The organism is Hymenobacter convexus, assembly GCF_030580955.1.
In the GTDB taxonomy this organism is placed as follows: domain Bacteria; phylum Bacteroidota; class Bacteroidia; order Cytophagales; family Hymenobacteraceae; genus Hymenobacter.
Map to the genome: position 1 here is coordinate 516,871 of NZ_JAUQON010000004.1, position 20,625 is coordinate 537,495.

19 protein-coding genes and 1 tRNA gene are annotated in these 20,625 nt (G+C 61.6%); 8 read left to right on the forward strand and 12 right to left on the reverse strand.

Annotation, left to right across the window (positions count from 1 at the left end; genetic code table 11):
* Positions 1-42 precede the first annotated feature (42 nt).
* The 7 genes from Q4S41_RS11445 to Q4S41_RS11475 all read right to left on the reverse strand — a co-directional run bounded on the left by Q4S41_RS11445 (position 43) and on the right by Q4S41_RS11475 (position 7,829).
* Positions 43-1,053 (reverse strand): bifunctional heptose 7-phosphate kinase/heptose 1-phosphate adenyltransferase, encoded by a 1,011-nt coding sequence (locus Q4S41_RS11445; protein ID WP_305031246.1) that lies wholly within the window; start codon positions 1,051-1,053, stop codon positions 43-45.
* A 133-nt stretch (positions 1,054-1,186) separates the two neighbouring features.
* Positions 1,187-2,407, reverse strand: a complete 1,221-nt coding sequence (locus Q4S41_RS11450; RefSeq protein WP_305031247.1) for a pyridoxal phosphate-dependent aminotransferase — start codon at positions 2,405-2,407, stop codon at positions 1,187-1,189.
* A 155-nt stretch (positions 2,408-2,562) separates the two neighbouring features.
* Positions 2,563-4,578: a glycosyltransferase family 2 protein gene (locus Q4S41_RS11455; RefSeq protein ID WP_305031248.1), complete on the reverse strand. Its 2,016-nt coding sequence runs from the start codon at positions 4,576-4,578 to the stop codon at positions 2,563-2,565.
* A 266-nt stretch (positions 4,579-4,844) separates the two neighbouring features.
* On the reverse strand, positions 4,845-5,597 hold the full coding sequence (locus tag Q4S41_RS11460) for an SDR family NAD(P)-dependent oxidoreductase (protein ID WP_305031249.1): 753 nt from the start codon (positions 5,595-5,597) through the stop codon (positions 4,845-4,847).
* A 92-nt stretch (positions 5,598-5,689) separates the two neighbouring features.
* Positions 5,690-6,634, reverse strand: a complete 945-nt coding sequence (locus Q4S41_RS11465) for a helix-turn-helix domain-containing protein (protein WP_305031250.1) — start codon at positions 6,632-6,634, stop codon at positions 5,690-5,692.
* Positions 6,635-6,843: 209 nt separating this feature from the next.
* Complete coding sequence (gene recR, locus Q4S41_RS11470; protein ID WP_305031251.1) at positions 6,844-7,458, reverse strand: recombination mediator RecR; 615 nt, start codon at positions 7,456-7,458, stop codon at positions 6,844-6,846.
* Between the two features lie 89 nt (positions 7,459-7,547).
* Positions 7,548-7,829, reverse strand: a complete 282-nt coding sequence (locus tag Q4S41_RS11475; protein WP_305031252.1) for an ATP-dependent Clp protease adaptor ClpS — start codon at positions 7,827-7,829, stop codon at positions 7,548-7,550.
* A gap of 176 nt (positions 7,830-8,005) precedes the next feature.
* Between Q4S41_RS11475 and Q4S41_RS11480 the strand changes: the two genes are divergently transcribed.
* Positions 8,006-8,563: a hypothetical protein gene (locus tag Q4S41_RS11480; RefSeq protein WP_305031253.1), complete on the forward strand. Its 558-nt coding sequence runs from the start codon at positions 8,006-8,008 to the stop codon at positions 8,561-8,563.
* A 107-nt stretch (positions 8,564-8,670) separates the two neighbouring features.
* Here Q4S41_RS11480 and Q4S41_RS11485 read toward each other — a convergent pair whose 3' ends face one another.
* The gene (locus tag Q4S41_RS11485; protein ID WP_305031254.1) at positions 8,671-9,315 is read right to left on the reverse strand and encodes a YceI family protein; all 645 of its coding nucleotides are present in this window, start codon (positions 9,313-9,315) and stop codon (positions 8,671-8,673) included.
* Between the two features lie 78 nt (positions 9,316-9,393).
* Entirely contained in the window at positions 9,394-9,885 is a 492-nt protein-coding gene (locus tag Q4S41_RS11490; protein WP_305031255.1) for a MarR family winged helix-turn-helix transcriptional regulator, read from the reverse strand.
* Between the two features lie 157 nt (positions 9,886-10,042).
* Between Q4S41_RS11490 and Q4S41_RS11495 the strand changes: the two genes are divergently transcribed.
* Positions 10,043-10,621, forward strand: a complete 579-nt coding sequence (locus Q4S41_RS11495; RefSeq protein ID WP_305031256.1) for a DUF6799 domain-containing protein — start codon at positions 10,043-10,045, stop codon at positions 10,619-10,621.
* Between the two features lie 134 nt (positions 10,622-10,755).
* On the opposite strand, the gene Q4S41_RS11500 is transcribed toward Q4S41_RS11495, so the two are convergent.
* Positions 10,756-11,778, reverse strand: a complete 1,023-nt coding sequence (locus Q4S41_RS11500; RefSeq protein ID WP_305031257.1) for an enolase C-terminal domain-like protein — start codon at positions 11,776-11,778, stop codon at positions 10,756-10,758.
* Between the two features lie 205 nt (positions 11,779-11,983).
* On the opposite strand from Q4S41_RS11500, the gene Q4S41_RS11505 reads away from it, so the two are divergent.
* From Q4S41_RS11505 to Q4S41_RS11525, 5 genes are all read left to right on the forward strand, one after another.
* Positions 11,984-13,195, forward strand: a complete 1,212-nt coding sequence (locus Q4S41_RS11505; RefSeq protein ID WP_305031258.1) for a DUF6799 domain-containing protein — start codon at positions 11,984-11,986, stop codon at positions 13,193-13,195.
* A 162-nt stretch (positions 13,196-13,357) separates the two neighbouring features.
* Positions 13,358-14,761 carry a dicarboxylate/amino acid:cation symporter gene (locus Q4S41_RS11510; RefSeq protein ID WP_305031259.1) on the forward strand — a complete coding sequence of 468 codons (1,404 nt, stop codon included), beginning with the start codon at positions 13,358-13,360 and terminating at the stop codon, positions 14,759-14,761.
* A gap of 196 nt (positions 14,762-14,957) precedes the next feature.
* Complete coding sequence (locus tag Q4S41_RS11515) at positions 14,958-15,617, forward strand: hypothetical protein (RefSeq protein ID WP_305031260.1); 660 nt, start codon at positions 14,958-14,960, stop codon at positions 15,615-15,617.
* A 98-nt stretch (positions 15,618-15,715) separates the two neighbouring features.
* Positions 15,716-16,240, forward strand: coding sequence for a hypothetical protein (locus Q4S41_RS11520; RefSeq protein ID WP_305031261.1), 525 nt, complete (start codon positions 15,716-15,718; stop codon positions 16,238-16,240).
* Positions 16,241-16,315: 75 nt separating this feature from the next.
* The gene (locus tag Q4S41_RS11525) at positions 16,316-18,679 is read left to right on the forward strand and encodes a GAF domain-containing protein (protein WP_305031262.1); all 2,364 of its coding nucleotides are present in this window, start codon (positions 16,316-16,318) and stop codon (positions 18,677-18,679) included.
* 131 nt (positions 18,680-18,810) lie between these two features.
* On the opposite strand, the gene Q4S41_RS11530 is transcribed toward Q4S41_RS11525, so the two are convergent.
* Both Q4S41_RS11530 and Q4S41_RS11535 read right to left on the reverse strand, forming a co-directional pair.
* The gene (locus tag Q4S41_RS11530; RefSeq protein WP_305031263.1) at positions 18,811-19,485 is read right to left on the reverse strand and encodes a phosphatase PAP2 family protein; all 675 of its coding nucleotides are present in this window, start codon (positions 19,483-19,485) and stop codon (positions 18,811-18,813) included.
* An 87-nt stretch (positions 19,486-19,572) separates the two neighbouring features.
* A tRNA-Leu gene (locus Q4S41_RS11535) sits at positions 19,573-19,654 on the reverse strand.
* Positions 19,655-19,846: 192 nt separating this feature from the next.
* On the opposite strand from Q4S41_RS11535, the gene Q4S41_RS11540 reads away from it, so the two are divergent.
* Positions 19,847-20,536: a class I SAM-dependent methyltransferase gene (locus tag Q4S41_RS11540; RefSeq protein ID WP_305031264.1), complete on the forward strand. Its 690-nt coding sequence runs from the start codon at positions 19,847-19,849 to the stop codon at positions 20,534-20,536.
* Positions 20,537-20,625: the final 89 nt, after the last annotated feature.

Here is a 20,625-nt window from a genome sequence, read left to right on the forward strand (position 1 = left end):
TGCCCGCGAAAGCGCCCTGCCCCACCAACGCCGCCGTAGTGGCTAGTGAAGCAAAAGCCCCGCTTCCCCGGCTTCCTCCAGCAGCCGCTGCTTCTCCACGGGCACCACGCCCACCTGCTCGCACACCAGCCCGCCGCCCAGATTGGCCAGCGCCGCCGTGAAAGCCGCCGGCCGCCCCAACGCCACGCACAGCGCCGCGATGCTAATAACGGTATCGCCCGCGCCCGACACGTCCGAAATAGTGCGCAGATGGGCTGGCAGGTAGGTTTTCTGGCCGTTTTGCTGGGCAAAGACCCCATATTCCGACAACGTGACCAGCACGATTTCGGGCGTCAGTTCTTCTTTCAGCCGGGCCACGGCCGCCTCGAAGCCGGGACGGTCGGCCACCGGGTCGCCGAACTCCAGCTTCAGGCCTTCGCGCAGCTCCTTCAGGTTGGGCTTGAAGAGGGTGCAGTGGCGGTAAGCCAGGAAGTTCTTCTTCTTGGGGTCGACCACTGTAGGAATGCCGCGCTGCCGGGCTCGGGCAATGCACTCCGTGATGATGGCCTCGCTGAGCACGCCCTTGTCGTAGTCCTCAAACACCACCACGTCGGCGCGGGCCAGCAGGTCGTCGTAAGCTGTGAGCAGCTGCACGCTCTCGTCGGCATCCAGGTCGGTTTCTATCTCTGAGTCGATGCGCAGCAGCTGCTGGCCGTGGGCCAGGATGCGCTGCTTCACCGTGGTGGGCCGCCCAGCGCTGCGGATGATGCCATCGGCGGGCAGGTCGCTGTCGTGCAGCAGCTGCAGCAGCTGGTCGCCGCCCGCGTCGGTGCCAATCACGGCGCAGAGCAGCGGCGTGGCGCCGAGGGCCTGCACGTTGAGGGCCACGTTGGCGGCCCCGCCGAGGCGGTTTTCGGTGCGGGCCACGTGCACCACGGGCACCGGCGCCTCGGGCGAGAGGCGCGTGGCCCGGCCCCACACGTAGGCGTCCACCATCACGTCGCCGATGATGAGGACGCGGAGGTGGTTGAAGTCGTTGAAAAGCGCTTGCAGGGAAGAATCAGGAGTAGGCAAACTCGAAGATAAAAGCTGTCATCCTGAGCGGAGCGAAGGACCTTATCACGTTTGCGCCGCTTCCACTTGCGACAAACCGTTCATCGGTGACAAGGTCCTTCGCTCCGCTCAGGATGACAGGAATGATGAATAATTACGCCAGCTTGGCCAGGCTTTCCTTCACCCGCCGAAATGCTTCCACCAGCTTCTCGTCCGAGGCGGCGGTGCTGAAGCGCATGCACGCCGGCGCCCCAAATGCCTCGCCCGACACGGCCGATACCAGCGCGTCATTCAGCAGGTACAAAGCCAAATCCATGGAGCTGTTGATGGTGCTGCCATCGGGCGCCGTGCGGCCGAAGTAGGCCGAGACTTCCGGAAAGATGTAGAAGGCCCCGCTGGGTGTGGGCGTGATGAAACCGGGAATGTCCTTCACGATATCCAGCACTAAATCGCGGCGGCGGCGGTAGGCAGCCACCATCTCATCGGCCGAGGCGCGGCCGCCGCGCAAGGCGGCCAGGCCGGCGCGCTGCGCAATGGAGCAGGTGCCGGAGGTAATCTGGCTCTGCATTTTCTCGCAGGCATAGGCAATGTCGGGGCGGGCGGCCAGGTAGCCCAAGCGCCAGCCGGTCATGGCGTAGCCTTTCGAGAAGCCGTTCACCGTGATAACCCGGTCGGCCACGGCCGGAAAATGGGCCAGGCTGGCATGCTCGCCCACGAAGTTGATGTACTCGTAAATCTCGTCGGCCAGCGCGTAAACCTGCGGGTGTCGGGCCAGCACTTCGGCAATGGCGCCCAGTTCGGCCCGGCTGAAAACGGCACCCGTGGGGTTGCAGGGCGAAGAGTACATGATGAGCTTGGTGCGCGGCGTGATGGCCTCTTCGAGCTGCGCGGCGGTCACCTTGTACTCGTTTTCGAGCGAGCCCACCAGCGGCACGGCCACGCCATCGGCCAGCTTCACCATCTCCTCGTAGCTCACCCAGTAGGGCGAAAACACGATGACTTCCTCGCCCGGGTTCACCAGGCTCATCACCGCATTGGCCAGGGCCTGCTTGGCGCCGGTGCTCACCACAATCTGGTTGGGCTGGAAATCGAGCTGGTTGTCGCGCTTGAATTTGTCGCAGATGGCCTGCCGCAAATCGGGAATGCCGGCCACGGGCGTGTAGAACGTGAAGCCGTCATCGAGCGCCTGCTTGGCCGCGTCCTTGATGTATTGCGGGGTCTGAAAATCGGGCTCGCCGAAGCTGAGGTTGATGACATCGAAGCCCTTGGCCACCAGCTCCCGGCTTTTTTTGGCCATGGCGATGGTGGCCGATTCCTGCATGACCGTGACTCGGTCGGATAAGGGCGAGGTGGTGGGAGCAGCGGTTTCGGACATAGCAAGGGCGCGATTGAAGCGGTAAAGGTAAGGCCGACGCGGCACCCTTTTCTTGGCTGTCATCCTGAGCGCAGCGAAGGACCTTATCACGTTTCAGTAGTTTGCGCGGACGTGATAAGGCCCTTCGCTGCGCTCAGGATGACAGATTGCCGAAGCTACTCCCCCATCCGGCGCCAGCAGTGCCAGAGCACGCTCAGGTCGGTGCCGGGCTCGTAGTCTTTGGCGTAGAGCAGCTCCAGGCGGCGCTTGGTGGTGTCGTTGAGCGGCGCGGCCGATACGGCGGCATCGGCCGGCGACACCACGGCGGGCACCGCGCGGGCCGGGCCGGGCGTGTAGCGCAGGCCCACCCACGTGCGGCGGCCCAGCAGCACGGCCGCGCAGTTGCGCAGGAAACCCATTTTTTTCGGCTGCAGCCAGATAAGCAGCGGGGCCAGCCCCAGCAGCCCGGCGCTGAGCAGCACGTCGAGCAGGCGCTTGGCGCGGGCCTGCCGGGGCTGGTAGAGGTTCAGGGCGATGTCGAGGGTGTAGTAGTCGCCGGGCGCGTCCTTGCTGCTGCTGCCGATGATGTACTGGCTGTCTTCGGGCAGGATTTTATAGGCCACCGGCGGGTGGGTGGGCAGGCTGAGCATGAGGGCAATGATGCGACTGGCGGGCAGGTCTTTGCCGCAAAAAATCAGCTCATCCAGCGCGTACAGACGAATAATGTCGCCCAGCTGGCGCAGCTCGCCCAGGGGTTCTTCGGGCGGCTCGGGCGCGTCGTAGCGGTGCGAATACGTGGCCTCCATGGCCGCCGGCACTAGGGTTTCGACGGGCACTGTCGACACGTAGCCGATGACGCGGGCCTGCACGCCGGCGGCTTCGAGCAGGCGGCGCACGCGGCGGCTTTCGGGCCCGGAGCCCACGATGGCGATGTTTTTCTGGCGCCGCTCGGTCAGGCGCAGGTCGCGGTAGCGCAGGAAATGCCCCAGCACCTGCCGGCCCACCAGTGCCGCCACCGTCCACACGCCGCCCAGAATTATCAGCGCTTTCGAGAAGCGCCAGGCATCGAGGTAGTTAGAAGCCGCTGAAATCACCAGCGTGCCCACGAAGGCACCCCGGGCCACGCGGGAGGTGCGGATTGGGGGGTCGTAGCCCCCGCTCAAATACACCGAAATCAGCCAGATGAGGATGTAAACGGGCACGGCCACTTCCATGTACTGCGGCGGGTAGGCGCCGGGCACAAACTTGTGGTTGTTTTCCCAGTATGTTTTCAGGAAGTACATGCCGCCCCAAATCAGGCCGGCATCGAGCAGCAGCGGGGCGATGCGCACGGCCAGCCGCTCCAGCACGGCAGCGCCGGCCCGCAGCCAGATGGCGGCGTTGATGAGCAGCGAAAACAGGCCCGCCCGGCCCGGCGCAAAGTGCTTCTGGGCGAAAATCACCATCGCCCGGTAGAACACAAACACGTAGTTTACGCTCGTGCGCTTGGTGCTTTCGCCCTTGTAGTGGATGATGCGCGTGCCGGGGAAATAATAGTTTTTCCAGCCGCCCCGGGTGAGGCGGTACGAGAGGTCGATGTCCTCGCCGTACATGAAATAGTCTTCGTCGAGCAGGCCTACCTGGTCCAGCGCCTCCTTGCGCAGCAGCATGAAGGCGCCGCTGAGCACTTCAATCTCATGGGTTTCATCTTTATCGAGAAAGCCCAGGTGGTAGCGCCCGAAGGTGCGTGACTTGGGAAACACGCTGGCCAGCCCGAACATCTTGTAGAACGCCACGGCCGGCGTGGGCAGGGCGCGCTTGCTTTCGGGCAGGAAATGGCCCTGGCCGTCGAGCATTTTCACGCCCAGGCCGCCGCAGTTGGGGTGCTCGTCCATGAAGGCGCAGCAGGCCTGAAAGGTGTCTTCCTCCACCACGGTATCGGGGTTGAGCAGCAGCTGGTACTGGCCGGTGGCCCGGCGCAGGGCCTGGTTGTTGCCCTTCGAGAAGCCGGGGTTGTCGCGGTTGGCGATGAGAATGACCTCCGGAAACCGCTCGCGCACCATGCCCACCGAGCCGTCGGCCGAGTTGTTATCCACTACAAAAACTTCCACGGGCTGGCCCAGCTTCTCCACCGCCCGCCGCACGGATAGCAGCGCCTGCTCCAGAAAGTAGCAGACGTTGTAGTTGACAATGATGACGGAGAGCTTGACCACGGAGGGCGAATTTAAGCAGCGCCGCCCGGCCAGCGGCTACGGGATTTACTTTTAGCACTCTTGCCGCAACCGGAGCTTCTGAACGAACTTCCGTCAGGAGTCCAGTTTAGCCAGAGTCGGCAAAACGAATATTCTGAAGCCAAAGGAGCACCTCGCAATAACAGAACTCCCCGGCTCTGCGTCAGGGCTGGGGAGTTCTGTTCAAAAAGCAGCGGCGCTGCCATCGTTTCCGGGCAACGTGCGGGCGCGCATCCTATCGGCCGGCCTTACAGCATCATGCCGCCCGTGGCTTCGATGCGCTGGCCGTTGAGCCACCGGGCAGCATCGGTGCAGAGAAAGGCGACAATACCGCCGATATCGTCGGGCTCGGCCACGCGGCCCAGGGCGGTAATCTGGGCCACGTAGGCGCGGATTTCGGGCGTGTCCGTCATGGCGCCGCCGCCAAACACGGCGCCGGGCGCCACCACATTGGCCGCAATGCCCCTCGGGCCCAGCTCCAAGGCCAGGTAGCGCGTGAAAACCTCCACCGCGCCTTTCATGCTGGCGTAGGCCGAGCTCCCGGCGAAAGCCACCCGCGTGGTGCCGGAGGAAATATTGATAATCCGGCCCCCGTCGCGCAGCAGCGGCAAGGCCTTTTGCGTGAGGAAATACACGCCCTTGAAATGAATGTTGAGCATCTCATCAAACTGCGCCTCGGTATTCTCGGCAATGGAAGCAGTGAGACTGGTGCCGGCGTTGTTTATGAGAAAGTCGAACCGGTCGGTGCCGAAAGTATCGGCCAGGGCGGTGGTGACCTGGGCAAAAAAGGCCTCGAAGGTGCTGATGTAGGCCGCATCCAGCGGCAGCGCCACGGCGCGGCGGCCCAAGGCTTCGATTTCGGCCACCACGGCGGCGGCTTCGCCCTGCTGGCTGCGGTAGGTCAGGATAACGTCGATGCCCTGCTGGGCTAGTTTCAGGGCCATGTCTTTGCCGAGGCCGCGGCTGCCGCCGGTGACGAGGGCGATTTTGGAAGTACTCATGGGGAGGGTATTTGGGTGTTGTTTGAACACGACAAAGGTCCCCTCACCCGCTGCCGGCCGTGTTGTATAGGCCAATCAGCTTCTTGTAGAAATCAAACCGCCACCGTGTGTTGCGTCCGAAAAGCGCCGGGGCTCACGGTGGCGTAGCGGCGGAAGAAGTGCGAGAAGTGCGCCACATCCACAAAGCCCAGGCTATCGGCAATTTCCCAGAGCGTCCACTCCGACTCGCGCAGCAGCACCTTGGCCTCTTGCGCCAGCCGCCCACCGATGAGGTCGGTGGTGGTGCGCCCGGTGCTGTCCTTGAGCACCTTATTGAGGTGGTTGACATGCACGGCCAGGTGGTCGGCAAAGTCCTTGGCCGTGCGCAGCTGCACGCGCTGCTGGGGCGTGGTGAGCGGAAACTGCCGTTCCAGCAGTTCCACGAAGCGCGAGGCCAGCCGGGCCGCCGCCGTGTGGACGGGGTGCAGCGTGGTGGCCGGCTGCCGCTTCTGGCCCAGGTGCAGCAGTTCGAGCACGTAGGCCCGCAGCAGGTCATACTTGTGGGCGTAATCGGACGCCAGTTCCTCGCGCATTTGGGTGAAAATGCCCGTTGCCCGCGCCGTTTCGGCCGGTGTCAGCTGAAACACGAGGTAGCCATCGGCCCGGAACAGCGGCATTTCGTCGGGGGTGAGCCCGCCCAGAACCGGCAGCAGAAACTCGGCCGTAAACAAGCAGAACTGCCCCTGCTGCGGCTCAGAGGGCCGCCACTGAAACGAGACTTTGGGGGTTGAAATCACCAGGGCATCGGGGGCAATGGCAATGGTTTGGTCGGCGTACTCGGCGCGGCTGTGGCTGCGCAGCAAACTGATTTTGTAGAAAGACCGGCAGGGGTACGACGTGTCGGGCCGCAACCGGGTCGACTCCCAGAAATCGGCCAAGTCAAAGACATTGAAGTGGCCGACCTCGCGCTGTATTCCGCCGGGCAGCAGCGTCGTCAGGTCCAGGCCAAGGCAGGGAGCCAACTCCTGATAGAGGGTATTGAGCGCGGTGGTGGTCATGGCAGCAGGTTGCTTGTAAGATTCAAAGCTTCAGCAACTCGCTGCGGCGCGGAAGGTTTGCCAGGGCCAGCGCGGCTCACTCGAACAGAGCCGCAACTAAAAGCCCCAACTCGTTTACAGAGCTGGGGCTTGTCACGTTAGTAAGTTGGTCGCTGAGAACAGGACGGATTGCTTCGTCGTGCCTCCTCGCAATGACGGCGTGGGCCACGCTACCGCGCTTGGCGCAGGCGGTCCACGATGCTGCGGCCGAGGGTGATTTCGTCGGCGTATTCGAGCTCGCCGCCCATTGGAATGCCGCGGGCAATGGTGCTGATGTGCACGTTGGGCAGGTCGCGCAGGCGGCGCGAGAGGTAGAAGGCCGTGGTGTCGCCCTCCATGGTGGGCGAGATGGCGAGGATGACCTCGCGCACCTCTGAATCCTCACCCGACGCCCGCTCCACCAACGAATCAATGTGCAAATCGGACGGGCCAATGCCTTCGATGGGCGAAATCACGCCGCCCAGCACGTGGTACACGCCCTTGTACTGGCCGGTATTTTCGATGGCGATGACGTCGCGCACGTCCGATACCACGCACACCAGGCTGTGGTCGCGCAGCTTATTGGCGCAAATACCGCATTCCTCCGCGTCGGAAATGCTGTGGCAGGTTTTGCAATAGGTGATTTCAAACCGCATTTTGGCCAGCGCCTCGGCCAGCGAGGCGGTGGTGTCCATCTCGGCCTTGAGCAGGTGCAGGGCCAGCCGCAGGGCTGTTTTGCGGCCGATTCCGGGCAAGCGGGACAGCTCGCCCACAGCGTTTTCAATCAGTTTGGAGGGAAATTCCATTCGGGTTGGTTAGTTGTCAGTTGTCGGTTGTCAGTTGTTAGCCGCGCATTGTCGTTATTATCTGACAACTGACAACTAACAACAAGCAACTAAACGACATCGGCCGAAATGCCGCGGTCGTGGATGGCCGTACACATGGGCTCCAACTCCTCGTAAGTGCCCACCTTCACGGCGCACTTGCCTTTGTAGTGGATGAGCAGGGTGCACTGCTCGGCCTGCTCGGGCTGGTGGCCGCACACGTCCATCAGGGTTTTAATGACGTGGTCGAAGGTGTTGATGTCGTCGTTGTACACCACGAGGTTGCGCAACTCGAGTTCTTCTTCGAGCAGCAGGACGTCCTCATCGTGCTCAATTTGCGGGCGAGTATTCATAAAGCAAATTTACGCAGGAAAGCCCGCGCGGGGTAGCTCCTGATAACTGTAAACGGCGCAGATTCGTTTCGCTGGAAGGAGCTTTGTCGCGCGAACTTTGTGGTTCGCGTTTTCGCGCCGCCCGCTCGTTCCGGCCCGCGCACGACAACGTTCGCGCCACTCCCCTTTCGCCGCCCATGCCCGTTCCTTCCGCCGACTTCAAAAAAGCCCTCAAGCGCCTCTCCGAGCCCGAAAAAGAGGCCTTGCTCCTGCGCGCCGTGCGCCGCGACGCCGAGCTCTATGAAACCTACCGCTTCGAGCTGCTGGCCGACGTCACGCTGGCCCAGGTGCAGGAAGAAACCGCCGACCGCATCCACGAACTGTTCAACGTGGCCGTGACCGGCCGCCTGCTCAACCGTAGCCTCGTGAAAGCCGTGCGGGCCAGCGTGCAGGAGGCCGCCCGGGCTCGGCGCATCACCAAAAACAAGCAGCTCGAAATCGACCTGCTGCTCTACATCCTGCGCCAGTGCATCGACAATTATTCGGGCCAGTTCGACAGCGTGTATGACGGCTTCTACCGCGCCACGGCCCGGCTGGCGGCCAAGCTGCCGGCCCTCGTCCTCAAAAGCCTGCACGAAGACCTGTGGGTGGAATACAAGGACGACATCGACGAAATTCTGCGCCAGCTGCACAGCCGCAGCAAAAGCCACCACCTTAGCTTCGAGCTGCCCCGAAAGCTTGAAATTCCGGAGTAAAGCCACAAAAAAAGCCCGCCGATTTGGCGGGCTTTTTTTATTCAAATCTACTCGAATAAAACGGTCACAAAACCCGTGAAGTCCGAAAAATTCGAGCCAAGCCGTGGTTAGGCTTTCTTGGCAATCACATTGAACGTCAGGTCGAACGTGTCGTAGATGGCTTTGTCGCCGATGCTCTCGAAGAACGACTTCGAGCCGTACTTCAGGCCGAACTTGGTGCGGTCGATGGTCACCTTGCCGGCGGCCGAGGCCAGGTCGCCTTTCACGCCCACTTTGGCGGGGAAGCTGATGCGCTGCGTCACGCCCTTGATGGTCATGTCGCCGGTGATGGTGGCGTTGTCGGCATCTTTGGCGGCGCCTTTGATGGGGGCCACGCTCACGATTTTGAAGGTCGAGGTGGGGTAGGTAGCCACGCCGAAGAAGTCGTCGCTGCTCATGTGGCCCACAAATTTGCCCTGGCTGTCGGCATCCTTGATGTCGGTGGCTTTCATGGTTTTCATGTCCACAGTCACGGTGCCGCCCACGATGGCGTTGCCTTTCACCAGCAGCTCGCCCGAGCTGAAGTTCATGGTGCCGTTGTGGCCGTGCGTCACGGCTTTGCCTTCCCAGCCCAGGGTGCTCAGCTGCGGCTGCAGGGCGAAGGCGGGGGCGTTGGTGGCCATTTTGGCGCTGTTATTTTTTTGGGCCGAAGCAGCGGGGGCAGCGCCCAGTACAGCAACAGCAAACAGAGCGGGCATCAGGAAATTTTTCATCTGAAGAAAAAAGTAAAAAAGGGTAAGTGTAATTAATTCAAAGCGTGGCTGGGCAGCCACTAAAAAGCATGCCAATGCCTACTCGCAGGAAGGCTGGTGCAGGGTTGCTCCGTCGCCGTCCTCGGTCCGGATTTTATCAAGCAGGGCATTGAGCTGCCGGGCTTCGTCGGGGGTGAGAAACTGGGTGCCATTCTTTTCCATCAGGCCGGAATCCTCAATGGTTTTCAGCAGCTCCAGGCCGGCCGGGGTGATGCGGATGTCGACGGCGCGGCGGTTGGCGGGGCACACGGTACGGGTCACGAGCTTTTTCTCCTCCAGCCGGTCCACGATGCGGGAGGCGTTGCTGGTTTTGTCCAGCATCCGGTCGATGAGCAGGGCCACGGTAGCGGGCAGCGGGTGCTGCCCCCGCAGAATGCGCAGGATGTTGAACTGCGGCAGCGTGAGGCCAAACGTCTTGAACGCGGTAGCCTGCCGCAGCTGCAGCCAGCCAGTGGTGTACACCAGGTTGATGATGGCCTTCTGGTACTCGTCGCGGAAAGTGGGCTGCTTGATTTCGTCTTCGATGCGCATGAGAGGCAGTGGAATCGGTTGCAAATTTATGTACATACATTTAATGTTGCAACATCGTTCACTTAAATAATTAAAAATAGTTGGTGTCGGCCGATGAATATGGCCGTGACGGCCGCAAAAACGTATTCTTCGGCATTGCTCACCTTTTCTTCTAGCTATGTTTCGTTTTCTGCTAATTGCTTCTGTGGCCGGCTGCCTGACCGCCTCGCCCCGCCTCGCGGCTGCCCAAGACGGCGGCTTCCCCGTGCAAACCACGGAGAAAACCCAGTTTCTCATGCAAAACGGCGAAGTAGTACGGCGCGAAGGCAGCCAGATTACCCCGCTCTCGCAAAACGTGAAGCTGCGCAACGGCGTTAAAATCAACTACAAAAGCGGCATCGTGGAAATGCCCGCCGACAAAATAAACCCCAAAGGCAAGAAAATCACCCTCCACGACGGCGACTACGTGCGCCCCGATGGCGGCGTGGTATTCGCTACGCCCGGCAGCGCCGCCGCCGCCCGGGGCGATGCTGCGGCTGGAACACCCGGCGCCAACGGCGCGCGCTACGAAACCTACACCGAGCGCGGCCCCGGCTTCACCGACCCTAGCATTCAGGTGGGCCTGCTCCAGAAAAAGGTGGAGTTGCTGACGCAAAAAGTGCAGCTGCTCAGCCAGGGCCGCACCGATTTGCCCGACACCAAGTCCATCGACGACCAGCTGACGCAAATCAATTCGCAGCTGAATTCGCCGAAGTAGAGCGGCAGTTAGCGCACACACAAGCCCAAAAGAACGGTCATGCTGAGCGCAGCCGAAGCAGCTCTACCGCAACACTAACGATGAATTAGTTGCGCGGTAGAGCTGCTTCGGCTGCGCTCAGCATGACCGTTCTTTCATTCGAAAATCTCCTTGGACCGCAAGCGCAGCTGTCCCACCGCCTCCGTTACCAGTCCGAAGGGCTCTTCTTTCACAATCAGAAAGCCGTCGAGGTCGTGCACATCGGCTAGTGCGCTGATTTGCAGAGCCGCCGCAATGCCCACCGAGGTTTCGACCATGCAACCCAGCATGGGGATGAGGCCGTGGGCGCGGGTGTTGCGCAGCAGCTCGATGCCGCGCCGGTAGCCGCCGGCTTTCATCAGCTTCACGTTCACGCCGTGGAATTGCCGGGCGATTTCGGCAAAGTCGGCCGTGTCCGTCACCGATTCATCGGCCAGCAGCGGCACGGTGCTGCGCGGCTTGAGGTAGCGGTAGTGGTCGGCAAAGGCGGCGGGCAGCGGCTGCTCCAAAAAGCGCAGGTTGAGGCCAGGCAGGGCGGCGGCCTGCTCCAGAAAATGCAGCACGGCGTCGGCATTGGGCCAGGCCTCGTTGCCGTCTACCAGCAGGGCGTGGCCGGGCAACGCGCGCGCCACTTCGCGCAACAGGTCGAGCCCTTCGGCCTGGTTCACTTTGATTTTCAGCAGCTCAAAGCGCTGCATATCCAGCTCGCGCAGAAAACCGGCGACTTCGCCCACGTCCATGATGGGCAGCGAGAAAGCGGTGGGCACGGTGGGCGCCGGCGCGGGCACGCCCAGCCACTGCCACACGGGCTGCCCCGCCACCGCGGCCAGCCACTGCACCAGCCCCGATTCCAGCGCAAAGCTGAGGGCATGCGCCACGGGCCGGCCCGCCAGCAAGGCATCCAAATCGGCCAGGGTGGCCACGTCGGCCAGGCCCCGGGCCTGCAAGTCGGCAAACTGCTGGCTCAGCAGCTCCGGGGTTTCATCGTAGCGCACGTTGGGCGCGGCTTCGCCCACGGCGCGGTGCCCGTGGCCCTCCACGTGTACGAACAGGTTGGTTTTGGTGGCGGAGGTGTTGCGCGAAATTTTCCACACGAAGCGCAAGGGCAGCGAGTGGGCAGTCAGGGTCCAGGTGGGCATGGATGAGAAAGCGAGGCAGCGGAATGGGAAGCCGAAGATGCGGCGCAAACACCACAGCTACGCACCATCCAATAAAAAGGCCGATTGAACTTGACATATATTGGTTTCAAATAAAATATATAGTTATTTTGATTTTATGAATTGAGCTTTGCCCATTCAAATTCATTCACCTTTTATCCAAGACTCAGATAATGAGCCTCACCGCATGACAAAACCTTTATTCTTTGCCATTTTGCTGAGCGGCTTCATACTGGCTGGCTCGCCCCAAGGCGCCCGAGCGCAGGTTTCGGCCGCCGAACCCGACGGTTCCATTCCGTGGTTCACGGTGCAGAATGATGTGCTGGTAGTTCGAACGGGCTCCAAAGCCAAACCGCTGGGCAAAGACGTGACCCTGCCCAACGGGGTGCGGGTGGAGTACCGCACCCAGTCGGTGCTGCTCACCAACGGCAGCCGCGTGGCGCTGCGCGAGGGCGACATGCTGAGCCTGAACGGCGAATTCATACGCAAGCCAGCCGCGCAGGTGGCAGAGCCGGCCATCGTGGCGGTAGCCAACGTGCCGGCGCCGACTGAAGCGCCGGTGGCAGTTCCCAGGCCGGCACCGGTGGCGCCGCCCGCCTTTTCTTACCATCCGGCCGCGCCGGTGAACGGCAAGCTGCGCGGCGTGGTAGAATTGGGGGCCAGCGGCTTCAACCTGTTCATCATTCGCGTGGATGAGAAGCGGAACTGGAAGCTGGAAAAGTCGGAATTCGGCAACAGCTTGGTGATGGAAAACATGGCCACCGAGGCCGACATCCGCAACGGACTGAAAGCGTACATCGGCCAGATGCTGGACTTTGGCGTGGCCGGGCGCGATATTCATTTCGTGGTGAGTTCGGGCGCGGCCATGGCCGAGGTGACCCGCAAAATTGTGAAAGGCCTGGAAGCATTGAAGTACGTGGTAACCACCGTGACGCCGAAGCAGGAGGGCGAGTACGGCCTGCGTGCCGCCCTGCCCGCCGCCTTTGCCAACCAGGCCTTCCTGGTTGATATGGGCTCGGGCAACACCAAGCTGGCGTGGCTGCAAAATGGCCAGCCCCAGGTGAAGGCCACCTACGGCGCAAAATATTACGAGAAGAACGCCGACCCAGCCGTGGTTGCGGCCGACGTAAAAGCGAAGGCCGGCCAGGTGCCGGCGGCGCAGCGCAGTACCTGTTTCATCATCGGGGGTGTGCCTTATGAACTGGCCAAAGCCGCCCGCCAGGGCAAGGAGTCGTTCACGGTGCTGCGCGCGCCCGGCGCCTACCCCGAGCTGACGGGCGCCAAAGCCCAGGCCGGCCTCAACATCTACCAGGCCGTGGCCGAGGCCACCGGCTGCCAGCAGTTTGTGTTCGGCTACGACACGAATTTCACCATCGGCTACCTGCTGTCGCTGCCGTAAAGGCTGCCGCCGGGCAACCAAACCAAATCCGCCGTGCCTCACCGCGCACGGCGGATTTTTTATGCCCCCGCCGCCGGGTAATTGCCCCTGCACCCGTTCCGCTGGCTGGATAATGCCGTTCTTTATGGCCTCGTTCCCCCACCCTGCCCTTTTTCCCAAAGCATGGCGAAATCCCGTTTACTCCCTATTGCCCTGGTTTGCCTGGTCCTGGCCGGCTTGCTCACCGCGCTGAATGCCAACCACCTACTAGCCTTGCCCGAGGCGGCGCTGCTGGCGGCCCGCTGGCTGGCCCTGCTGGCGCTGGCGGTGGCCGTGTATCCCCGCCGCTCCCTCACCCTCTGGATTGTGCTGGCCATGCTGGTGGGCATCGAGCTGGGCCACGACGCGCCCGCGGTGGCGCTCAACCTTAAAGTACTGAGCGACGCCTTTCTGCGGCTGGTGAAAACCATCATTGCGCCGCTGGTTTTTGGCACGCTGGTGGTGGGCATTGCCGGCCACGCCAACCTGAAGCAAGTGGGCCGCATGGGCCTCAAAGCGCTGGTGTACTTCGAAATTGTTACCACGTTTGCCCTCTTCATTGGCCTAGCCGCCATCAACCTCACCAAAGCCGGCGTGGGCATCAGCCAGAACGGCATCAAGGAAGAAGCCATTACGGCGGCCAAGCCCCAGACGGTGGCCGAAATCATCCTGCACATCTTCCCCGAAAACATTGCCAAATCGGTGGCCGAGGGGCAGGTGCTGCAGGTGGTCATTTTCGCCGTTTTGTTTGCCATCGGCCTGGCGCTCACCCCCGAGCGCCCCCGCCGCGTGATGCTGGAATTCTGCGAAAGCCTGTCGGAGGTGATGTTCAAGTTCACCAACGTGGTGATGTATTTCGCGCCGCTGGGCGTGGGCGGGGCCATGGCCTACACGGTGGCCAAGCTCGGCTTCGGGCCGCTGCTCAACGCCTTCCAGCTGCTGCTCACGCTGTATGGCGCGCTCATTGCCTTCATCCTGCTCATTTTGCTGCCCGTGGCGCTGCTCATGCGCATTCCGCTGCGCCGCTTCATCGCGGCCGTGGCCGAGCCCATGAGCATTGCCTTCGCCACCACTTCCAGCGAGGCGGCCCTGCCCCGCGCCATGGAAGCCATGGAAAGCATCGGGGTGCCGCGCCGCATCGTGGCCTTCGTGATGCCCACGGGCTATTCGTTCAACCTCGACGGCACCACGCTGTATCTGTCATTGGCTTCGGTGTTTGTGGCCCAGGCGGCCGGGGTGCCGCTTTCGTTTGGCGACCAAATGCTGCTCGTCTTCACCCTCATGCTCACCAGCAAGGGCGTGGCGGGCGTGCCGCGCGCTTCGCTCGTCATTCTGTTGGCCACCCTGCCTTCGTTCAACCTGCCGCCGTGGCCGGTGTTCATCATCCTGGGCATCGACGCGCTGATGGACATGGCCCGCACGGCCGTGAACGTGCTGGGCAATTGCCTGGCCTCGGCGGTGGTGGCCCGGTGGGAAGGCGAATTTGTGGACGATTACCAGGGACCGGACCCCGCGGTGGTGGCCGAGGAGTCCGAATTGGCGCATTGATTTCGGCCCATTTTGGCCGGCTTTTTTGGTTCCGGTCAGGGGCTTTTTCGCGCCATTCGCCGAGATTTTGAACACCCTACCAATTCAATTCGTTAATTTGGTACAACTTAAAGCGTCTGGTGCTCCATCCACCCTGGTTTTTGGCACTATTCGGCTTCCGTCTTTTCCTTTCCTTCGCTTTCGTTAAATTATAGCTATGAAATTGACTCGTCGACTCGCGCTACTGGCCTCTGTGCCGGCCTTCCTGGCGGCCCCCGCCTGTGTGTCGGTAAAAAACCAGATGCGCAGCACGCCCACGGCCTCCATCGCCAAGCGCTTGCCGGCGCTGGAAATCCTGGCTGACCAGGGCCCGCTCGCGATGAACGACGGGGCGTTGCCCGAAGACCCGCTGAAATTGTTCCAGCAAGAGTGCCGCATCAACCTGACGGAGCCTACCGATTCGGCCACCTTTGGTTACGCTAAGCTGGTGGTAAAAAAAGTAAAAACCCTGCGCACCGGCCGCGCCGTGCAGGGCCTGCAGGTGCTCACCTTCATGATTCCGGCCGTGCTGGGCATCCCGCTCGAATGGTACAAGACCACGCTGCAGGCCGAAGTGCAGGTGAGCGATGCCGCCGGCAACCTGCTGGGCTCGTACTCGGGCACCGGTACTTCCGAAGTGAAGGTGGCCATGTACCACGGCTACTCCCAAACCACCGCCCCGCGCCTGGCCGACATCATTGCCCTGCGCGGCGCCATGGCCCAGATTCGCCCGCAGCTTGATACGGCCACGGCCCGCCTGCGGCCCCTGCTCATGGCCGGCGGCGCCGTGGATAACCCCACCCTGCCGTCGTCGTCCGTCGTTACGGGCAGCCGCTAAGCAGCTTTTGGCCCCACGGGGCCCGTTGAAAATTAACCCGGCCTGGCCCGAAGTGCTTCCCCCGCGGAAAGCACCTCGGGCCTTACCTTTGAGGTGCTATGGCCCACTTGCACTTTCTTCGTTTTTCTGCCTTTGCCCTGCTGGGCTCCGCGCTTTGGGGCGGCTGCTGCGCCAACGACGTGTGCCAGGCCGATGACCCACTAGCCGATGCTATCGAGCTGCATTTATCCCGGTTCAGCGCTGCCGACCTGGACACCGTCATTCTGTTGCGCTACCCCAAGGATTACACGTCCAGCACCCGCCCCGAGAACGTAACGCTCGCCCGTTCGGGCCTTCAAGTGAGCGACTCCATCATTGTGCTGAACAACAGCACGCCGTTTTCGCGGGTGGGCAATGCCAACTTGGGAGCTTACCGCTACGTGGTGCAGTATTTGACGCATCCCAACGGTATCAACAAGGGGGTTCCGACCGAAGTGCTGGCTCTTGAAGACTTACACGTGCAGGGAGAATATGTGAAAACCAGCGGCTGTTGCACCAGTTACCGCAACATTACCAAGACGGCCGTTGTCAGAGGCAAAACAGTTGACCTGCGCGCAAATCCTATCTTGAGGGTAACCAAGTAGCCGAGCCGGGTGCGCGGCACGTATAGTACGAGCCGCGCTGCAACGATTGGGCAAATACCGGTGTTTCTCGTTCCTATGGCTGTTGATTCTTCTCTGTCCCTGGCCCTGGCGGTGCCCGACTCGCGCACCAATGCCGCCCCTACTTCGTTTCCGTTTCGTTCCACGCTCAGCCTGGAGCCGCTGATTGCCTACTGGAAAAAGCGGGAGGACTCGCCCAACGCGGGCGTGCGGCTGCTGGCCGAAGCCATTGGCCAGCAGGTGGCCCAGGCACCCTGGAGCCGCGGCCCTCTGGCCGACTGTGCGGTGCTGGAAGCCAACTGTGATTTCGTGGAAACGCTGATGCTGGCCGTGTTTCCGCCGGCCTCGTTTTCGACGGACATCAGCGGGGTGATAGGGCCTTTCCAGCGGTACAGCTTCTACTCCACCAAGCTGTTTGAGGAGGTGATGCTGAGCAAGGACCGCAGCATCAAGCAGCCGCTCAACATTGACATGGCGGCCATGGAGCGGCAGATGGGCCTGATGGCCTACCACCTGGTACTCAATCGGGTATACGGCGCCGAAATTCCGCCGCTGGGCACCATTGTGTTCACCGTGCCCGATTATAAAATCGGCCTTTACCGCCACTACGGCGTCGATTTCAATTCCGATTTTATCACCGTCAAAGTGGTGGGCGAACCGCCCGTGCTCACGCCCGAACAGCTGGAAATGCTGGTGCACAACCGCCACCGGCCCGAGCTGTGGCGCGAGCTGCTGCCGCCCGAGCACTTCGAGCTGGAGGGCTTCAACCTGCTGCAACTGGTGGATATCACCGACCAGGAAATCCTGTCGGAGCTGAAATACGACCTGCTGGAGCGCGACGTGCTGCAAACCCCGGCCCGTTTCGAGCAGATTCAGGAGAAGCTGCGGGTGCTGTTTGCGCAGCCGTCGCTGCAGCTGGGCATTGCGGCCTACGACGAGAAGAAGCGGGCGTTTGTGGATTTCGGCCATAAAATCAACCACAGCTTTCTCACCAAACAGGTGCAAGGCAACGCAGCCGACGGCAGCTTCCGGCAGATTTACGAACGCCTGCTGCGCGAAAAGGAGCCGCTGGTGCTGAAAGATGTGGCCACGTCGGACCTGCCTGAGGATTTGCGGCAGCAGATTATGGGCCTGGGCATCAATTCGGCCATTCTTGCCCTGCTGCCCTACGGCAACGACACGGTTGGCCTGCTGGAGCTGGGCACGCCCGACGTGAACGCGCTCGACGAGTTCGACATGGACAAGGTGTCGCAGTTTGTGCCGCTGTTTGCGGTGGCCGTGAAGCGCAACGCCGAAGACCTGCAGGCGCGCGTGCAATCCATTATTCGAGAGAAATTCACGGCCATTCACCCCACCATGGAGTGGCGGTTTATGGACGCGGCCCGCAACTTGCTCGGCAAGCTCGACGCCGGCAACCGCACGGCCGAGATGGAGCCCATTGTGTTCGAGGACGTGTACCCGCTGCACGGCTCCTGCGACATTCGCAGCAGCAGCACCGTGCGCAACGAAGCCATTCAGGGCGACCTGATTGAGCACCTTACCCTCGCCAACAAGGTGCTAAAAAAAGCGTCCGAATTTCAGGAACTGCCGATTCTGGACGAGTTGAAGTTCTACGTCACCAAGCACCTGAAGCGGCTGCACGAAGGCATGCTCACGGGCGACGAGGCCAACATTTACGATTCGCTGAAGCGCGAGGTGGAACCGCTGTTTGAGTATCTGGCCGTGCACACGCCCGAGCTGCGGCCCATCATCACGAAGTACTGGAGCAACATCGACCCCAAGCTGGGCATTCTGTATAAGCGCCGGCAGGATTTTGAGACGAGCGTGACGACCCTTAACGATGCCGTGAGTGACTACCTCGACGAGGAAGAGGAAAAGGCCCAGCAGATGTATCCGCACTATTTCCAACGCTACAAAACCGATGGCGTGGAGTTCAACATTTACGTGGGCAGCACGCTGGTGGAGCACAAAACCTTCGACCTGGTTTTCCTGAAAAACCTGCGCCTGTGGCAGCTCCTCACCATGGTGGAAATTACGCGCCGCACCGCCGCCCTCAAGGAAACGCTGCCCGTGCCCCTAGACACAACGCAGCTCATCCTCATTCACGGCCAGCCGCTTAGCATCCGGTTTCGGCAAGATGAACGGCAGTTCGACGTGGACGGCGCCTACAACATCCGCTACGAAATCATCAAGAAGCGCATCGACAAAGCCACGGTGATGGGCACCGGCGAGCGCCTCACCCAGCCCGGCACCATTGCGTTGGTATACGCCCAAACCCGCGAAGCCGTGGAGTACTACGAGTACATCGACTACCTCCAGGACCGCGGCCTGCTGGAACCCGGCGTCGAGGAGTTGGAGCTGGAAGAGCTACAGGGCGTGAAGGGCCTGCTGGCGCTGCGGGTACGCGTGCGCATTGTGTAGATGACAAGATAATCTCCTGTCATCCTAAGCGCAGCGAAGGACCTTTTCACGTCAATAGCACCATTTATTGCATACTGACGTGAGAAGGTCCTTCGCTGCGCTCAGGATGACGGTTTTCTATATTAAGAATCTCACTCCAACACCGCTTTTTCTTCCTTCCAGAACAGTTTCAAACCGGCCCGGAAGGCCACCAGCCAGGCTGCGCCGCCGGCAAAGCCCGCCAGCACATCGGTGGCGTAGTGGGCGTGCAGACACACCCGCGTGACGCCAATGAGGCCCGCCCAGAGTAGCAGCGGCGCCACCCAGCGGCGCTGCCGCAGGTGCCGCGCCAGCAGCCAGGCCAGGCAGCCGTAAAACGTAAGGCCCAGCATAGCGTGCCCGCTCGGAAAGCTCAGGCCGTAGGTGTGCAGCAAAGTATTGACGGGCCGGGGCCGGTTGAAATACAGTTTCAGGAGTTGATTGAGCAGCACGCTGCCGGCCATGGCCAGCAGCCACTCCCAGGCTTCGCGCGGGTGGCCGAAGCGGCGCATGACCAGCGGCCCGATGATGGTGGCCGGCAGCAAAAACGGCAGCGAGGCGAAGAACGTGACGAAATTGATGGGCCCTTCGGCCCAGGGATGCGCCTGTTGCCAAGCATCGACGGTGGCGAAGGCCCACGTATCGAGGGCTTGGGAATGGTGCACAAACACCACCCGCGCCATATAGAAAAATCCGGCAAACGCCGCCACGAACATCGCCAGCCCTAGGGCTACTTCGGCCGTGAGCAGGCCGGCCAGCGTGAGTAAGCGGGAAGTAAGGCGATTCATGGACGGGCCTACGCTTCGAAATAGCGTGAAAAACGTTGATACGCAAAACAGAAAAAGCCAGCCCGTGGGGGCTGGCTTTTCTAAACGTGCGCTCGGAGAGACTCGAACTCTCACACCTTGCGGAACTGCCGCCTGAAGACAGCGCGTCTACCAATTTCGCCACAAGCGCAGTTGGGGCTAAAAAGCCGTGCTACCAGTGAAGCAGTGCGGCCTTTTGATGGTACAAAGATATAGCCTCCGTTAACCCCGGCGCAACTTTTACTTCTTTTTTTTCGGCTGTCGGGTCCTCCCGGCCACACGCCCGATTGTTTTTCAGTTACTTGCTGCCTGATATTTTTTTCGTGTCCCTGCGTATTTCGGCGTGTTTGAGCAGCCAAAGTCCTCTCCCAAACCTGCCGAAGCGGAAAACCCGACGGGTTTCGACCGCGTGGCCTGGTGTTACGACGCCTTGGCCGGCTTGGTATTTGGACCGGCCCAACGCCTGACGCAGCGCGCGGCCCTGGCCGGCCTGCCCCCCCAGGCCGCGCCGCACGTGCTGATTTTGGGCGGCGGCACCGGGTGGGTACTCACCGAAGTATTGCGCCGCCGGCCGCAGTCCACGGTGCTTTACTTGGAGGCCTCGCCGAAAATGCTGGCCCGGGCACGCCAGCGGCTGGCCCGCGAGTGCCCGCAGGCCGCCCATCAGGTAGCGTTTCGGCACGGTACCCAGGCGGCGCTGCAACCGACGGAACGGTTCGACACCATCATCACCTTTTTTGTGCTCGACTGCATTGCCCAGCCGGAGCTGCCGGTGGCTTTGGCGCAGCTGCGGCAAGCGCAGCGTGCGGACGCACCGTGGCTGCTGGCCGATTTCCGGCCGGCCCGGGGCGGGTGGCGCCGGTGGCTGCTGGCGGCGATGTACCTGTTTTTTCGGCTCACGACCGGCCTGCGGGCCCGCTCGCTGCCCGATTTGCGGACGGAGCTGGGCAAGCTGGGCTTGCAGCCGCAGCAATCATTCTTGTTTTTTGCCAAGTCCATGGAGGCCGTCGTGTTTACCGAAAGCCGGAATTGACTTTGTCTCTGATATTTAATAATCAGCCGCAAGATTCTTAAAACATAATTTTATCATTACAAATTGGGTTCTGCTACCCAATTTCTTGA

Bases quoted from the DNA above. Each gene is read 5' to 3' on its own strand.
- Q4S41_RS11510 (WP_305031259.1), top strand. From the start codon at position 13,358: ATGGCGAAATCCCGTTTACTCCCTATTGCCCTGGTTTGCCTGGTCCTG.
- Q4S41_RS11460 (WP_305031249.1), bottom strand. From the start codon at position 5,597: ATGAGTACTTCCAAAATCGCCCTCGTCACCGGCGGCAGCCGCGGCCTC.
- Q4S41_RS11525 (WP_305031262.1), top strand. From the start codon at position 16,316: ATGGCTGTTGATTCTTCTCTGTCCCTGGCCCTGGCGGTGCCCGACTCG.
- Q4S41_RS11475 (WP_305031252.1), bottom strand. From the start codon at position 7,829: ATGAATACTCGCCCGCAAATTGAGCACGATGAGGACGTCCTGCTGCTC.
- Q4S41_RS11505 (WP_305031258.1), top strand. From the start codon at position 11,984: ATGACAAAACCTTTATTCTTTGCCATTTTGCTGAGCGGCTTCATACTG.
- Q4S41_RS11490 (WP_305031255.1), bottom strand. From the start codon at position 9,885: ATGCGCATCGAAGACGAAATCAAGCAGCCCACTTTCCGCGACGAGTAC.
- Q4S41_RS11515 (WP_305031260.1), top strand. From the start codon at position 14,958: ATGAAATTGACTCGTCGACTCGCGCTACTGGCCTCTGTGCCGGCCTTC.
- Q4S41_RS11520 (WP_305031261.1), top strand. From the start codon at position 15,716: ATGGCCCACTTGCACTTTCTTCGTTTTTCTGCCTTTGCCCTGCTGGGC.
- Q4S41_RS11480 (WP_305031253.1), top strand. From the start codon at position 8,006: ATGCCCGTTCCTTCCGCCGACTTCAAAAAAGCCCTCAAGCGCCTCTCC.
- Q4S41_RS11500 (WP_305031257.1), bottom strand. From the start codon at position 11,778: ATGCCCACCTGGACCCTGACTGCCCACTCGCTGCCCTTGCGCTTCGTG.
- recR (WP_305031251.1), bottom strand. From the start codon at position 7,458: ATGGAATTTCCCTCCAAACTGATTGAAAACGCTGTGGGCGAGCTGTCC.
- Q4S41_RS11530 (WP_305031263.1), bottom strand. From the start codon at position 19,485: ATGAATCGCCTTACTTCCCGCTTACTCACGCTGGCCGGCCTGCTCACG.
- Q4S41_RS11450 (WP_305031247.1), bottom strand. From the start codon at position 2,407: ATGTCCGAAACCGCTGCTCCCACCACCTCGCCCTTATCCGACCGAGTC.
- Q4S41_RS11485 (WP_305031254.1), bottom strand. From the start codon at position 9,315: ATGAAAAATTTCCTGATGCCCGCTCTGTTTGCTGTTGCTGTACTGGGC.
- Q4S41_RS11465 (WP_305031250.1), bottom strand. From the start codon at position 6,634: ATGACCACCACCGCGCTCAATACCCTCTATCAGGAGTTGGCTCCCTGC.
- Q4S41_RS11495 (WP_305031256.1), top strand. From the start codon at position 10,043: ATGTTTCGTTTTCTGCTAATTGCTTCTGTGGCCGGCTGCCTGACCGCC.